We start from the raw sequence: 14,261 nt of genomic DNA on the forward strand, positions 1-14,261 counted from the left end.
ATATCGCATGCCATGACAGACTCGGTAGGTTTTCTTCTCAACGACACCGCGCGGCTCTATCGCCGCACCCTTGATGGCATGTTGCGCGATCTGGGCATGACCAGCCTGCAATGGCGCACCGTTGCCCGGTTGAAGCGCGAACCGGGCATGCGGCAGAGCGAGCTGGCCGATCTGCTCGAGGTCGAGCCGATCACACTGTCGCGGATGATCGACCGGCTGGCCGATAGCGGCATGGTCTGTCGCAAGCCCGACCCCAATGACCGGCGCGCCTGGAACCTGTATCTCACCGACAAGGCGGACGGGCTGATCCGCCAGCTGGAAGTCGAAGCCAGGCGGGTCGAGGATCATGCCTTTGCCGGGCTCAGCGAAGACGAGCGCCAGGTGCTCGCCGGGCTGGTCGAGCGCGTTCGCGCCAATCTCTCGCGCAAGGAGGCCGTCGATGCTTGACCGCGACGAGCGCATATCGGTGGGCGAGGACATGATGGAAGTCGAATCGCCTCAGGGCGCACCCTCCCCTTCTCCCGTGCCGCCGCAGCCAGCGGAAAAGGCCCCGCGCAAGTGGCTGAAGCGGGTGGTGATGGTCTCGGTCCCGCTCGCGCTGGCGGTTGCGGGCGGCTATTACTGGATGTCAGGCGGCCGCTATGTCTCGACCGACAATGCCTATGTGCAGCAGGACAAGGTTGCGGTGACATCCGAGGTCGGCGGCCCGATCATCGACGTGCGGGTGCGCGAGAACATGGCGGTCAAGGCGGGCGACGTGCTGTTCCGCATCGATCCGCAGCCCTATGAACTCGCGGTGCGCCAGGCGGATGCGGATATTGCCGGGGCCGAAGTCTCGGTCGCAACGCTCGCCAGCGAGGCGCGCTCGACCGGCGTGGGCATCGCTGCCGCACAGGACGCGATCGATTATGCCAGGATCGATCTCGAGCGGCAGCAGGCGCTGATGGCGCGCGGTTTCACCACCAAGGCGCGGCTCGACGAGGCCGAACGTCGCGTGCAGATGGCGCGCGAACAGCTTCGGGCCGCGCAGGCCGATGCCGCCGATGCGCGCGCCAAGCTCGCCACCGGCAGCGCGGTGCCCGGGGTCAATCCCGCGATCGCCCAGGCGCGCGTGCGCCGCGAGACCGCTGCGCTCAACCTCGCCCGCACCGTCATCCGCGCGCCGGTCAGCGGCCGCGTCGTGCAGGCGGACCGGCTGCAAAAGGGGCAAGCCATGGTCGTCGGCCTCCCCGCGCTGACGCTGGTGGTCGATGACCGCAGCTGGATCGAGGCCAATTTCAAGGAAACCGATCTCGACCATATGCGCGTGGGCCAGCCCGCCGAGGTGACGCTCGACGCCTATCCCGATCTCAAGCTGTCCGGACGGGTCGAGAGCATCGGCGCAGGCACCGGCGCGGAATTCTCGGTGCTGCCCGCGCAGAATGCGACTGGCAACTGGGTGAAGGTGACGCAGCGCGTGCCGGTGCGGATCCGGCTCGACAAGCCAACTGACCGCCGCCTGATCGCGGGGCTCTCTGCCGAGGTCACGATCGACACCGGCGAGCGCAAGTAACCGGCAATGGCCAGCCGCGCCGCCCCTGCCCCCGCACGCCATGCCGCACCGCCGTCCGCTGCGCAGGGCGATTTTGCGACGCTGCCGGTCAAACACCACGGTTTGCTGACACTGGCGGTGATGATGGCGTCGATCATGCAGATTCTCGACACCACCATCGCCAATGTCGCGCTGCCGCACATGGAATCGAGCCTGGGCGCGACGTCGGAAACGGTGACCTGGGCGCTGACCAGCTATCTCGTCGCCTCGGCGATCGCGATCCCGATCACCGGCTGGCTGGCCGAGCGGATCGGATCACGCAACCTGTTCATCTGGGCGGTAATCGCCTTCACCGCGTCCTCGCTGCTTTGCGGCGCGGCGACGGGGCTGGGCGAGATGGTGCTGTTCCGCGCCTTTCAGGGGATCAGCGCCGCGTTCATCGGCCCGTTGTCGCAGACCGTGCTGATGGACATCAACCCGCCGAGCAAGCAGGCCAAGGCCATGGCGCTTTGGGGCATGGGCATCATGGTAGGGCCGATCATGGGACCGGTGATCGGTGGATGGCTCACCGAAAATTACAACTGGCGCTGGGTGTTCCTGATCAACGTGCCGCTCGGCATCGTCACGGTCATCCTGATGCTGTGGCTGCTGCCCAGCCGTCCGAAGACCGACCGGCGATTCGACCTGTTCGGCTTTTCGATGCTCGCGCTCGGGCTCGCCAGCATGCAGGTGATGCTCGACCGCGGCACCCAGCTCGACTGGCTGGACAGCACCGAAATCCTGATCGAAGGCGCCATTGCCATCGGCTGTCTGTGGATGTTCGCGGTCCATATGACCTGGGGCAGGCAACCGCTGTTCGACCGTTCGCTGCTGGGCAATCCCAACATGTCCGCCGCCCTGCTGTTCATGCTCGTCGTCGGCATGGTCATGTTCGCCAGCATGGCGCTGCTGCCACCGATGCTGCAGCAGCTGTTCGGCTATACCGTGCTCGACACCGGCCTGCTGCTCGCCCCGCGCGGTTTCGGCATTCTCGTATCGATGGCGATAGCCGGCCGCCTGGTGACGAAAATCGACCCGCGCTATCTGATGGTCACCGGTGCCTCGATCTCGACCTATTCGCTGTACATGATGACCGGCTGGTCACTCGAAATGAGCTGGCAGCCGATGGTCGTGGCCGGCCTGGTCCAGGGCCTGGGCATGGGGCTGGTGTTCATCCCGCTCAACATGACCGCGTTCGCCACCCTGCAGCCGCGCCATCGCACCGATGGGGCCAGCCTGCTCAACCTGTCGCGTAGCATCGGCGCATCGGTCGGCATCTCGGCCATGACCGCGCTGCTCGGCCGCAACATCCAGGTCAGCCATGGCGACCTTGCCTCGCATATCACCGACAGCTCGCTCTCCGCGATCGATTCCGGCACGATAGAAAGGTTCGGCGCGCTGGGCGATGCGGCGATGATGGCGATCAACGGCGAGGTGAACCGCCAGGCAGCGATGGTCGCCTATATCGACGATTTCCACGCGATGATGATCGTCAACCTGTGCGCCATCCCGCTGCTGCTGCTGCTCAAGCGACCCGCAAACATGGGCGGAGCGCCGGTGCATATCGGGGAATGAGCGGGTCAGGTGGGACTTTCGGGCATCGCATAGATGCCAAGATCGACAACCAGATCGGCATATTCCGAACCGGCCACCCGTTTCAGCAATTCCTTGTCCGCCGTGACCATCCTGCATCCCATTTGCCGGGCCAGCTCGATATAGAGGCAGTCATAAACCGGGTGTCGAACGTGAAAGGCGATGGCAAGAGCACCGCTGACCAGTCCGGGCGACGGATATAGACGGCTGAAGAACTCAGGCAGATCATTGAGATTCTGCTTGGCATTGCCTTCTGCCAGCTCCGCCGCCTTGACCTTGCGCCAAAAGGTGTTGGCGGCCTCGACGATCAACCAGTCAGGCGCAATCAGTGGGTCGGGCAAAGCGAAGAGCTGACGCGCCGCATCAGTATCGTGCTCGCGGACCAGCCATTTGACAGCTACGCTGGCGTCAACGACCAGCGTCATCGGTCCATTTGCCGTGCTGGGTGTCGCGATCTTCACGGACCATCATCGTACTGTCGCTACCCAGCGGCGCATCCGGCGCTGTCAAAGCCAGCGCTTTGTCCGAAAGTTGCCGCAACTGCGCAGCAGGCTTTTTCACCAGCGGACGGTGCGCCTCGATCAGATCGCGCAGTTCCGCCTCAAGCGATGTGCCCCGCTCACGCGCGAGGGCACGATAGCTTTCCAGCGTTTCATCGCTGATCTTGCGGATCAAGGCCTGTCCCATGCGCGCGATGATAGCAAAACGCTATCATCGCGGCAAGATCAGCCCTTTTTGAGGTGGCGGCGACCGAGCAGTTCGGCGATCTGCACCGCGTTGAGTGCGGCGCCCTTGCGCAGGTTGTCCGACACGCACCACAGCGAAATGCCGTTTTCGACCGTGCTGTCGTCGCGCACGCGGCTGATATAGGTCGCGCCATCGCCGACGCATTCGACCGGGGTCACGTATCCGCCGTCTTCGCGCTTGTCGACCAGCATGATGCCGGGGGCTTCGCGGAGGATCTTCTGTGCGTCTTCGGCGCTCAGCTCGTTCTCGAACTCGATGTTCACCGCTTCCGAATGGCCGACGAACACGGGCACACGCACGCAGGTCGCGGTCAGCTTGATCTTGGGGTCGAGGATCTTCTTGGTCTCGACCACCATCTTCCACTCTTCCTTGGTCGATCCATCGTCCAGGAACACGTCGATATGCGGAATGATGTTGAACGCGATCTGCTTGGTGAACTTCTTCGGCTCGGCGCTGTCACCGACAAAGATGTTGCGCGACTGCTCGAACAGCTCGTCCATGCCTTCCTTGCCCGCGCCCGACACCGACTGATAGGTGGCGACGACGACGCGCTTGATCGTCGCGGCATCGTGCAGCGGCTTCAGCGCGACGACCAGCTGCGCAGTCGAGCAATTGGGGTTGGCGATGATGTTGCGCTGCGTATAGCCGTCGATCGCATCGGGGTTCACTTCCGGCACGATCAGCGGCACGTCCGGCTCCATGCGATAGAGCGACGAGTTGTCGATCACCACACAGCCTTGCGAGGCAGCCTTGGGCGCATAGATCTTGGTTGCGGCCGAGCCTGCGGCGAACAGCGCGATGTCCCAGCCGGTGAAATCGAAATGCTCGATATTCTGGACTTTGAGCATTTTGCCGGTTTCGCCGAACTCGATCATCGATCCCGTCGAGCGCGGCGAGGCGACCGCCGCAATCTCGGCAATCGGAAACTCGCGCTCCGCCAGGATGGCGAGCATTTCGCGACCGACATTTCCGGTCGCGCCGACAACGGCAACACGATAACCCACTTGATCTAACCTCCAGTGCAAATGCACCGGCGCGCCTAGCCCTTTACCCCCGGCAATACAAGCCGCGAGTAACCCCAATGCGACAGTCTGTGGCTGACTATTTCAAACCGCCGGTTACCGGTGCAACTAAATGACCCACAAAACGCGAATTCACACCAGAATATTGTTCATCGAAAGCACCGCTTGGGGCATCGCATCAAATGCTACGGTCATGCGATGGGCGGCGCTCTCGAACGGCAGCGTTCCGTGCCACATATAGCTGGGGAAGATCACCAGCCGTCCTTCGGCAGGGGCAACTATCCTGCGGGGTGCAAGGTCCAGCCCGAACACGCTGTCGGGCACGCCGAACTGCAGCGCCCCCGCATTGTCATCGCCATGCGCGACTTCGGGCGGCAGGCTGATATAGCAGGCCGAGCTCAGCCAGCCCGCCGGATGGATATGGCTGACATGAAAACCCTCGCTCGCCAGCCGCACCGACCAGGAGCCGGCAAATCGGATATCGTCGCCCATCCGTCCAAGGAACGGATGATCCATGTCGAAAGTCAGCCCGGCGAGCTGGCTGGCGATCGCATGATGGATGGAAGCCTTGAGCCCCTGGATCGCGGGATGGCGCTTCTGGAACAGCAGGCCACGCGTCTGGGTGCCGCCGCGCAGCGTCTGTTCGGCCGGGTGCAACTGCGTCGTGTGCAGCGCCTCGAGCACGGGTTTCAGTTCGGCGAGGAAGCTCGGCATGTCGCTCCAGCCCTCGGGAGCAGCAAGATCGACCGGCATCACGAACCGATCGTAATCGGCCAGCCAGGCCTCGCGCGGATCGTCCAGCAGCCGCCAGATGATCGTCAGCAGCGACCAGGCGGACTGGTCGTCGCGATTCAGCCGCGACGCTTCCAGGGCATGCGTCTCGGCGCCCTTCGCATCGCCCTGCGCAAGCAGCACATGCGCCAGGTTGAGCTGCGCGCTATGGCTGTCCGGATGCGCGGCAACCAGCGCTTCCAGCCGGGGCCGTGCCGCGTGCCAGTCGCGCGCGGCAATATCGGCGGTGGCGCGCAGGAACAGCATGTCGGGCGTATCCCCAAACCGCGCCAGCGCCTCGTCGGCCCAGGCGCGCATCTGATCGATTTCGCCCAGCGCCTTGGCCGTCGCGATCGCCGACAGCCATAGCGGCCTGGACCCGGGCCGGTCACCCAGCGACGCCCGATAGCCGTTCAACGCCAGCGCACTGCCCCCTGTCAGCTGCGGCAGAAGCCGGGCGAAGGTCTCGTGCGCATCGAGAAACTCGGGAAAGCGGGCGATGACATCGCGATACTGGTCGATCGCCGCGTCGTAACGACCCAGCTCGGCCAGCAGATGCGCGCGCAACGTATGGGTTTCCGGCAGGTCGATCCGGTGCCGCAGGGCCTCATCCACCGCCGCCAGCGCCTCCTCGTGCCGATCGGTCTCGCGCAAGGACACCGCCAGATTGTGCAACGCGCGCCGGTCGTTCGACTTGGCGCCGAGCACCGCGCGAAATCCTTCGATCGCCGCATCATGGTCGCCGCGCGCCTGGGCCAGAGCGGCGCGGAGTGCAGGCAGCCGGGCATCGTCCGGCTTGACCCTGCCAAGGTTGACCAGCGCCTGCTCGGCGAGATCGAGTTCGCTCATCCGCATCGCCAGCGCCGCCATGTCATGCCACGCGTCGACATAACCCGGGGCAATGGCTGCGGCGCGGTCAACCGCGCGCAGCGCCTCGGCAGGGTTGCCCAGAGCGTCCAGCACTTCGGCATAGAGCTTCCACAGCTGCGGGATCATCGCGTCTGCCTCGATCGCGCTCGCCAGCGCCTGGCGGGCATCGTCGAGCCTTCCGAGCGCGCGATCGATCAGCGCCCGCACGAACAGGCAGTCGGGATGCGCCTGGTCAGCGGGCGGCAGGCCGTAAAAGGTCAGCCGGGCAGCGGCGGCATCACCCGCCTTGAGCTGCGCCATCGCGCGAGGAATGATCTGCTGTGCGGGTCCGGGAGGTAATGCCATCGCGCATCCCTGCGCAAAGCTGCGCCCGAGCGCAACGAAAAAGGGCGGCCCTTGCGGACCGCCCTCTTGCTTGTCTCAGGCTATGCCGAAAAGGGTTCAGCCCTCGGCATTTTCCTTTGCCGGACGGTTGTCGCGGCGCTCGGCGATACGAGCGCGCTTGCCGGTCAGGCCACGCAGATAATAGAGCTTCGCACGACGCACGACACCGCGACGGACGACGGTGATCGAATCGATGTTCGGCGAATAGAGCGGGAACACGCGCTCGACGCCCTCACCGAACGAGATCTTGCGCACGGTGAAGTTGGAGCCCAGGCCCCGGTTCGAACGTGCAATGCACACGCCTTCGTAATTCTGGACGCGGGTGCGGTCGCCTTCGACCACGCGCACGCCGACGCGAACGGTATCGCCAGCCCGGAAATCGGGGATGGACTTCTTCGACTTGAATTCCTCGATAGCTTCCGCTTCGAGCGTCTGGATAAGGTTCATCGACCTGTCCTCATGTCTTTCGCCGCGCACCAGAGGGCGACCGATCCGGAGTGCCCCCATGGCGCTCCCAAAGATCCGGCCGCCTTAGCCGTGTGATCTCCGCAGCCTGCGCTTCGCGCCAGGCCCGGATTTTCGCGTGATCCCCCGATCGCAGCACTTCGGGGATCGCACGCCCTTCCCAGATTTGAGGTCGGGTGTAGTGCGGATATTCGAGCAAACCGTTCTCGAACGATTCTTCGTCTCCGCTGGAAGACGCGCCCATTACATCGGGCAATAGCCGAACGCAAGCGTCAAGCAGCACCAAAGCCCCGGTTTCTCCGCCCGAAAGCACGTAATCGCCGATCGAAATCTCCTCGATCGGCCGCGCGTCGAACAGACGCTGGTCGAATCCCTCGAATCGCCCGCACAAGATGGTGACCCCCGGCCCCGCCGCCAGCTGTCGCACGCGGGCTTGCGTCAGCGGCGCGCCGCGCGGCGTCATCGCGATGACTGGGGCATGGGGAGAGCGTTCCAGCGCATGATCGACCGCGCTCGCAAGCACATCGGCGCGCAGCACCATCCCTGCCCCGCCGCCCGCCGGCGTATCATCGACGCTCCGGTGCTTGTCGGTCGCAAAATCGCGGATCTGGATGGCATCGAGCGACCACCGCCTCTCGGCAAGCGCCCGCCCGGCGAGGCTATGACCCAGCGGCCCGGGGAACATTTCCGGGTAGAGCGTGAGAACTTGGGCAGCGAAGGTCATAGCGTCCAGTTCTCGACCTTCAGGCCAGGGATATCGGCAAAATCGCCTTCGTTGTTCGTTACGATGGTCGCCCCGATGCTCAGCGCATGCGCAGCCAGCAGTCGGTCGAAACGGGCTCGCTTGAAGGGCAATTCAGCATAGGCTCTTGCCGCGGCCTCATCAAATGGCAGCAGAGGTATCTGCAGCAGAAACGCCTCGACCACCTCGACAGGCGGCGGTTTACCCTGCTTTGACCCCAGAAAAATCTCCGCAAAGGTAACGGCCGAAAGCGCGACCTCGCCGGGTTCGCATTGCTCAAGACGATGCCGCAACGGCTCGAACGTTGCTGTCATGGCATAGACGGCACAGTCCGAATCGATCAGATAATGAACGCTCACCGGCCCAATTTCGACCTAGCATCGATGGAGCTTGGCCGCTCTTCGAAATCCTCGCGAACAGGAACATGCAGGCCCGGTGCCTTGCCCCAGAAACCGCTGACATCGATTTTCTTGGCCTGCTCGGGGGCTGGCCCGATCACAAGCGCACCATCCTTTTCGACGATGGTCCACTCACGATCCGGCTCGATGCCCAGCGCGGCGGGCATGCGGATGGCGACGGAGTTGCCCGACTTGAAGCTCTTTGCGCGATATTCCTTGCCCATCAGAGCCTCCTGTATATACGTGCTGTATATACTATTCGGCCCAGACCGGGTCAATGACGACGCGGGTTTCGTCGATTTCCCCCGCGGTCACCGGCACCATGAAACTCTTGCCGTCTTCGCCCACGATGTCGAGCACATCGCCCGCGCCGAAATTCTCGACCGCGCGCACGGTGCCGAGCGCGGCGCCGATTTCAGACACCACGGGCAATCCGATCAGGTCGGCATGATAATATTCGCCCTCGCCCAGCGGCGGGAGCGCGGAACGGGGAACGGTGAGTTCGGTGCCGCGTGCGGCCTCTGCCGCATTGCGGTCGGCGATCTCGGCAAAGCGCGCGATGCCGAGATCCTTTTGCGGGCGCAGCGACTTGAGCGTCAGCGCGCCGTTGTTGAAGCTCTTGTGCGCCTTCAGCGCATCGATCCCCGAGCCGAAGAGCTTCACGCGCACCTCGCCGGTCACGCCATGCGCGCCGACGATCACGGCCAGGGTGATGGGGCGATCAGACATTGCAGAACCGGAACCGGAGTGGCCGGACAGGACCACTCCGGCTCAGTCGATCAGCCTTCGGCCTGTTCGGCAGCGGCTTCTTCAGCCGGAGCTTCTTCAGCAGCCGGAGCTTCGGCAGCGGCCTTGGCGGCTTCTTCGGCCTCAGCCAGCTTGGCGGCCTTTTCCTCGGCGCGTTCCTTGGCCTTTTCGCCCGGCTCGCCCTTCTTGGGGTTCACGGTAGCCTTGCGCTCCTTGAGGCCGGCGGCATCGAGGAAACGGGCCACGCGATCGGTGGGCTGCGCGCCGACCGACAGCCAGTGCTTGGCGCGCTCTTCGTTGATCTTCACGCGCTCGCCCGAATCCTTGGCGAGCAGCGGGTTGTAGGTGCCGATCTGCTCAAGATACTTGCCGTCGCGGGGCGCGCGGCTGTTGGCGACGACGATCTTGTAATAGGGGCGCTTCTTGGAACCGCCGCGCGACAGACGCATGGAAATCGACATTGTAGACCTTACCTTTCTGATGAATTTGAAAAACGAAATCACTTCTTCTTGTTGAAATTCTGAAAACCGGGGGGAAGTCCGCCCGGAAGACCCGGAAGCCCGCCGGCAATGCCCTTGCCGCCACCGCCGCCGAGCAGCCCGGCAATGTCGTCCTCGGTCGGCATCTTGCCGCCGCCAAGGCCGCCCATGCCGCCGTCTCCACCGCCGCCGCCGCCGAACATGGCAGCAAGGCCCTTCAATCCGCCCATCTTGCGGATCTTCTTCATCGCGCCTTCCATCTCCTGGTGCATCTTGATCACCCGGTTGACGTCCTGCACGGTGGTGCCCGATCCCTTGGCGATGCGGATCTTGCGCTTGGCATTCAGAAGGCCGGGCTTCTCGCGCTCCTTGGGCGTCATCGATCCGATGATCGCATCCATGTGCACCAGCACCTTGTCCTCGATGCCGCTCGCCTGCATCGCTGCCTTGGCCTTCTTCATGCCCGGCATCATGCCAGCCAGCGCGCCCAGCCCGCCCATCTTGGTCATCTGCCGCAGCTGGGTGCGCAGGTCGTTCATGTCGAACTGACCCTTGGCCATCTTGGCCGCAAGCTTGTCCGCGTCTTCCTTCTCGACCGTCGCCGCCGCCTTCTCGACCAGGCTGACGACATCGCCCATGCCCAGGATGCGGCCTGCGACCCGGCCCGGATGGAACGGCTCGATCGCGTCCATCTTCTCGCCCATGCCGACGAACTTGATCGGGCGGCCGGTGACAGCGCGCATCGATAGCGCCGCACCGCCGCGTGCATCGCCGTCCATGCGGGTCAGCACGACGCCGGTCAGCGGCACCTGATCAGAGAAGTTCTGCGCAACGTTGACCGCGTCCTGACCGGTCAGCGAGTCGACAACGAGCAGGATTTCCTTGGGGGTCGCCTCGGCGGCCACCGCCTTCATCTCGTCCATCAGCTGCTGATCGACATGCAGACGGCCTGCGGTATCGAGCATCACCACGTCGAACGACTGAAGCTTGGCCGATTGCAGCGCACGCCGCGCGATATCGACCGGCATCTGGCCCGCGACGATCGGCAGCGTAGCGACATTGACCTGCTCGCCCAGCACCTTGAGCTGCTCCTGCGCCGCCGGACGCTGCACGTCGAGCGAGGCCATCATCACCTTCTTGCCGTGCTTTTCCTTCAGCAGCTTGGCGATCTTGGCGGTGCTGGTGGTCTTGCCCGAACCCTGCAGGCCGACCATCATGATCACGGCGGGCGGCGCGACAGCGAGGTCGAGATCGCTGGCTTCGGAGCCCAGCATCTCGGTCAGCGCATCGTTGACGATCTTGACGACCTGCTGGCCGGGCGCGACCGACTTGAGCACCGTCTGGCCGACGGCCTGTTCGGTGACGGTGTTGATGAAATCGCGGACGACCGGGAGCGCGACATCGGCCTCGAGCAGCGCGATGCGCACCTCGCGCATCGCGGCGCGGACATCCTCTTCCTTCAGCGCGCCGCGCCCGCGCAGCCGGTCGAACACGCCGCCAAGGCGATCAGTCAGATTATCGAACATATCCGCGTCTCCTTCTGTCCGCCCAGATGGCTGCCCGCACCGGCCCGATCAAGGACACCCCGAACCGCCGCACGCCAAACGCAAAAATCGCCGGTGGGCGAAACCTCGCCGACCGGCGCGCGCATGAACCGACAATGCGGTATAAGCGGCTGAACTGGGTGCCATGAACGCAGAACCTGCGCGCAAGGCTGACGCGCCCCTAGAGCAGCTTGCCGCATTTGGCAAGCCCCGACTGCCGAGCGCCGAGCAACCCTGCCGCGCCGAAGCCAACGTTAACCGGCGGTTTACCACCACATCCCGCAGATTTCCGCGCCTCACCCCCATATTGGCGGTATTCGCATAAACACTCTTTTAACGATCCTTGCTTAGGCTGCCACCATTCGACCGGACTCCACGTCTCGGTTGAGGGGAATGATTGTGCCGCATGAGACCATCGCCAATCCCGGCAGCAGCCGCACCGACGACCTGAGCGGGCGCGTCACGCGCAGCCGCGATTTCGTCGCCGGCGGCATCATGACGGCGGCCATCGTCATGTTCATCGGCACGGCCGGCAGCATCATGCCCGATGCGATCCGGCACTATAACGGCGCCGCAGTCTCGCCCAACAGCATTGCAGTCAGCGCCTTGCTGCTCAACATCGCGCTGATCATCTTCGGCTGGCGACGCTATAGCGAACTGCACCGCGAGATCGCCCACCACAAGAATGCCGAGGAACAGGCCAAGACGCTCGCCGTCACCGATCCGCTGACCGGCTGCCTCAACCGTCGCGCGATCGGCGAGGCCACGGCCAGCCTGATCGCACAGGCGACGCGGCGCGACATGACCGTCGCCTACCTGATGCTCGATCTCGACAATTTCAAGAATATCAACGACATCCAAGGCCATGATGCGGGCGACAAGGTCCTGGTCGAGGTGGCACGGCGGCTCAAGGCGACGATGCCCCCCAACAGCCATGTCGCACGACTGGGCGGCGACGAGTTCGCCTGCACCTTCATCTTCGACGCGGACTTCCCCGAGACCGTGCAACGTGTGGCCGAAGACCTGATCGAACAGGTCAGCAAGCCGATCACGGGCCCTGCCAGCAGCGGCACCGCCGAACTCACCGTTACCGCCTCGATCGGCATCGCCCGCGCCGACCAGTGCGACAACAGCCTCGACGTTCTGATGCGCCGCGCCGACATCGCGATGTACGCCAGCAAGAAGCACGGACGGAACCGCTATTGCTGGTTCGATCCGCGCATGGAGAACGAGGTCCAGTTCCGCAACAAGATCGAATCGGGCATGCGCGTCGGCATCGGCCGCGGCGAGTTCGTGCCCTATTACGAGCAGCAGATCGATCTCAACACCGGCACGTTGATCGGGTTCGAGGTGCTGGCACGCTGGAATTCGCCCGAGCTCGGCCAGGTCTCGCCCGACATCTTCATCCCGATCGCCGAGGATACCGGCATGATCGGCGACCTTTCCGCCTGCGTCATCCGCCAGGCGATGGAAGATGCACGCGGCTGGGACCAGAGCCTGTCGATCTCGGTCAATATCTCGCCCGTGCAGCTGCGCGATCCGTGGCTGGCGCAGAAGATCGTCAAGCTGCTGGTCGAGACCGGCTTTCCGGCCAGCAGGCTCGAGATCGAAATCACCGAAAGCTGCCTGTTCGAGAATATGGGCCTGGCGCAGTCGATCATCGGCAGCCTCAAGAACCAGGGCGTGCGCGTCGCGCTCGACGATTTCGGCACCGGCTACAGCTCGCTGGCGCATCTGCGCGCGCTGCCGTTCGACCGGATCAAGATCGACCGCAGCTTCGTCACCTCGATGAACGAGAGCAAGGAAAGCCGCGCGATCGTCCAGACCATCGCGCTGCTCGGCGAGTCCATGGGCCTGCCGATCACCGCCGAAGGCATCGAGGATGGCGACTTGATCGCGCATCTTGCCGAGATCGGCTGCGCCAAGGGCCAGGGTTTCCATTTCGGCCAGCCGCTGTCGGTCGAACAGGCACGTCGCCTGCTGGCCGAGCGCAACCTGCTCGGCCTGGGCTGGACACCCCAGCCGACGGTCAGCGCGGAGCCCGAACAGTTCACCGAACCGCAGCTGCGCGCCGCGCGCGGCGAGTGATCGCGCTTCCCTCGCGGGCGCACCCGCGTTAAAGCGCCGCCATGGCGAAACACCGCTTCCACAAGATGCACGGGCTCGGCAATGACTTCGTCATTTTCGATGCGCGGAGCCACGATCTCGCGCTGAGCGGCGAGCAGGCGCGCGCGCTGTCCGACCGGCATCGCGGCATCGGCTGCGACCAGCTGATCGTGATGCGACCCTCGCAGCGCGCCGATTTCTTCATGCAGATCTTCAACCAGGACGGCAGCGAGGCCGCAGCCTGCGGCAATGCCACGCGCTGCGTCGTCGCGCTGGCGGGGCGCGATGTCACGATCGAGACCGCTGCGGGTCTGCTCGGCGGGACGATGGCCGATGGTGCCGTGACCATCGACATGGGTCCGCCGGGCCTCGACTGGAACGCCATTCCGCTGGCCTATGCCATGGACACGCTGACCATGCCGGTGGGCTGGGAAGAGCTGGCCGATCCTGTCGCGGTCAGCATGGGCAATCCGCACGTCATCTTCTTCGTGCCCGATGCCCATGCCGTCGAGCTCGACCGGCTGGGCCCGATCATCGAGCATGACCCGCTCTTTCCCGCACGCGTCAACGTCAACGTCGCGCATCTCGCAGACGATGGCCTGCACCTGCGGGTCTGGGAGCGCGGCGCAGGGCTGACCCAGGCCTGCGGAACGGGCGCGTGCGCTACCGCCGTCGCCGCGATTCGCCGCAAGCTGGTGACCGGACCGGTGCCCGTCCACCTGCCCGGCGGCACGCTGATCATCGACTGGCAGCCTGGCGGCCGTGTGCAGATGACCGGCCCCACCACCCATGTCTTTACCGGCGAGATCGACCTCTGACGATC

At 64.5% G+C, this 14,261-nt stretch carries 16 protein-coding genes; 5 read left to right on the top strand and 11 right to left on the bottom strand.

Annotated features, from left to right (window positions below; all coding sequences use genetic code 11):
• The first annotated feature begins 12 nt into the window (after nucleotides 1-12).
• The 3 genes from AX725_RS04600 to AX725_RS04610 are packed head-to-tail and all read left to right on the top strand — an operon-like array spanning nucleotide 13 to nucleotide 3,145.
• On the top strand, nucleotides 13-447 hold the full coding sequence (locus AX725_RS04600; protein WP_060977129.1) for a MarR family winged helix-turn-helix transcriptional regulator: 435 nt from the start codon (nucleotides 13-15) through the stop codon (nucleotides 445-447).
• Nucleotides 440-1,552, top strand: a complete 1,113-nt coding sequence (locus tag AX725_RS04605) for an HlyD family secretion protein (RefSeq protein ID WP_208597798.1) — start codon at nucleotides 440-442, stop codon at nucleotides 1,550-1,552. Before AX725_RS04600 ends, AX725_RS04605 begins: the two co-directional genes overlap by 8 nt.
• Before the next feature lie 6 nt (nucleotides 1,553-1,558).
• The gene (locus AX725_RS04610) at nucleotides 1,559-3,145 is read left to right on the top strand and encodes a DHA2 family efflux MFS transporter permease subunit (RefSeq protein WP_060977130.1); all 1,587 of its coding nucleotides are present in this window, start codon (nucleotides 1,559-1,561) and stop codon (nucleotides 3,143-3,145) included.
• Between the two features lie 5 nt (nucleotides 3,146-3,150).
• On the opposite strand, the gene AX725_RS04615 is transcribed toward AX725_RS04610, so the two are convergent.
• From AX725_RS04615 to ffh, 11 genes are all read right to left on the bottom strand, one after another.
• The gene (locus tag AX725_RS04615; RefSeq protein WP_060977131.1) at nucleotides 3,151-3,588 is read right to left on the bottom strand and encodes a type II toxin-antitoxin system VapC family toxin; all 438 of its coding nucleotides are present in this window, start codon (nucleotides 3,586-3,588) and stop codon (nucleotides 3,151-3,153) included.
• A complete protein-coding gene (locus AX725_RS04620) occupies nucleotides 3,572-3,838 on the bottom strand; it encodes a FitA-like ribbon-helix-helix domain-containing protein (RefSeq protein WP_155645993.1) in 267 nt (88 codons plus the stop codon). The genes AX725_RS04615 and AX725_RS04620 overlap by 17 nt, the downstream gene beginning before the upstream one ends.
• A 50-nt stretch (nucleotides 3,839-3,888) precedes the next feature.
• Nucleotides 3,889-4,914, bottom strand: coding sequence for an aspartate-semialdehyde dehydrogenase (locus AX725_RS04625; protein WP_023836467.1), 1,026 nt, complete (start codon nucleotides 4,912-4,914; stop codon nucleotides 3,889-3,891).
• A gap of 150 nt (nucleotides 4,915-5,064) precedes the next feature.
• Entirely contained in the window at nucleotides 5,065-6,918 is a 1,854-nt protein-coding gene (locus AX725_RS04630) for a tetratricopeptide repeat protein (protein WP_081097148.1), read from the bottom strand.
• Nucleotides 6,919-7,014: 96 nt separating this feature from the next.
• The gene (gene rplS, locus AX725_RS04635; protein WP_023836465.1) at nucleotides 7,015-7,404 is read right to left on the bottom strand and encodes a 50S ribosomal protein L19; all 390 of its coding nucleotides are present in this window, start codon (nucleotides 7,402-7,404) and stop codon (nucleotides 7,015-7,017) included.
• 10 nt (nucleotides 7,405-7,414) lie between these two features.
• Nucleotides 7,415-8,146, bottom strand: a complete 732-nt coding sequence (trmD, locus tag AX725_RS04640; protein ID WP_060977134.1) for a tRNA (guanosine(37)-N1)-methyltransferase TrmD — start codon at nucleotides 8,144-8,146, stop codon at nucleotides 7,415-7,417.
• Nucleotides 8,143-8,523 (bottom strand): type II toxin-antitoxin system VapC family toxin, encoded by a 381-nt coding sequence (locus AX725_RS04645; protein ID WP_208597799.1) that lies wholly within the window; start codon nucleotides 8,521-8,523, stop codon nucleotides 8,143-8,145. The genes trmD and AX725_RS04645 overlap by 4 nt, the downstream gene beginning before the upstream one ends.
• The gene (locus tag AX725_RS04650; protein ID WP_060977135.1) at nucleotides 8,520-8,786 is read right to left on the bottom strand and encodes an AbrB/MazE/SpoVT family DNA-binding domain-containing protein; all 267 of its coding nucleotides are present in this window, start codon (nucleotides 8,784-8,786) and stop codon (nucleotides 8,520-8,522) included. Before AX725_RS04650 ends, AX725_RS04645 begins: the two co-directional genes overlap by 4 nt.
• Before the next feature lie 31 nt (nucleotides 8,787-8,817).
• Nucleotides 8,818-9,291 carry a ribosome maturation factor RimM gene (gene rimM / locus AX725_RS04655; RefSeq protein WP_060977136.1) on the bottom strand — a complete coding sequence of 158 codons (474 nt, stop codon included), beginning with the start codon at nucleotides 9,289-9,291 and terminating at the stop codon, nucleotides 8,818-8,820.
• 50 nt (nucleotides 9,292-9,341) lie between these two features.
• Nucleotides 9,342-9,770 (bottom strand): 30S ribosomal protein S16, encoded by a 429-nt coding sequence (gene rpsP / locus AX725_RS04660; RefSeq protein ID WP_060977137.1) that lies wholly within the window; start codon nucleotides 9,768-9,770, stop codon nucleotides 9,342-9,344.
• Between the two features lie 38 nt (nucleotides 9,771-9,808).
• Nucleotides 9,809-11,314, bottom strand: coding sequence for a signal recognition particle protein (ffh, locus tag AX725_RS04665; protein WP_060977138.1), 1,506 nt, complete (start codon nucleotides 11,312-11,314; stop codon nucleotides 9,809-9,811).
• A gap of 417 nt (nucleotides 11,315-11,731) precedes the next feature.
• On the opposite strand from ffh, the gene AX725_RS04670 reads away from it, so the two are divergent.
• Both AX725_RS04670 and dapF read left to right on the top strand, forming a co-directional pair.
• Complete coding sequence (locus tag AX725_RS04670; protein ID WP_155645994.1) at nucleotides 11,732-13,420, top strand: putative bifunctional diguanylate cyclase/phosphodiesterase; 1,689 nt, start codon at nucleotides 11,732-11,734, stop codon at nucleotides 13,418-13,420.
• Between the two features lie 41 nt (nucleotides 13,421-13,461).
• A complete protein-coding gene (dapF, locus tag AX725_RS04675) occupies nucleotides 13,462-14,256 on the top strand; it encodes a diaminopimelate epimerase (protein WP_060977139.1) in 795 nt (264 codons plus the stop codon).
• Nucleotides 14,257-14,261 lie beyond the last annotated feature (5 nt).

Origin of the sequence: Blastomonas sp. CCH9-A1 (assembly GCF_001557175.1) — a bacterium.
Lineage (GTDB): Bacteria > Pseudomonadota > Alphaproteobacteria > Sphingomonadales > Sphingomonadaceae > Blastomonas > Blastomonas delafieldii_A.